The organism is Flagellimonas flava, assembly GCF_050617915.1.
GTDB lineage: Bacteria > Bacteroidota > Bacteroidia > Flavobacteriales > Flavobacteriaceae > Flagellimonas > Flagellimonas flava_A.
In genome coordinates, this window is sequence record NZ_JBODQE010000129.1 from 1 (window position 1) to 245 (window position 245).

Below are 245 nucleotides of genomic sequence, written 5' to 3' on the forward strand. Positions count from 1 at the left end.
TTAGCTATTATTTCTTTTATCCTTTTAAATTTTCAAACAATTAGTTATGCTCAAAATTTAGAATCGACTATCGATAGTATATTGCAAAAAAAATATCCTGCAAACACTCCTGGTGCTACTATTTTGGTTTCAAAAAATGGAAAAATCATATATAATAAAGCTTTTGGCCTTGCTAATGTTGAATTAAATGTTCCTATGCGTCCTAATCATGTTTTTGAAATAGGTTCTATCACTAAACAATTTAC

At 27.3% G+C, this 245-nt stretch carries 1 protein-coding gene; it reads left to right on the forward strand.

The window, feature by feature from the left end; genetic code table 11:
• Positions 1-245, forward strand: a 245-nt coding sequence (locus ACRHOZ_RS21250; protein WP_431130347.1) for a serine hydrolase, incomplete at both ends; no start/stop codon positions are given.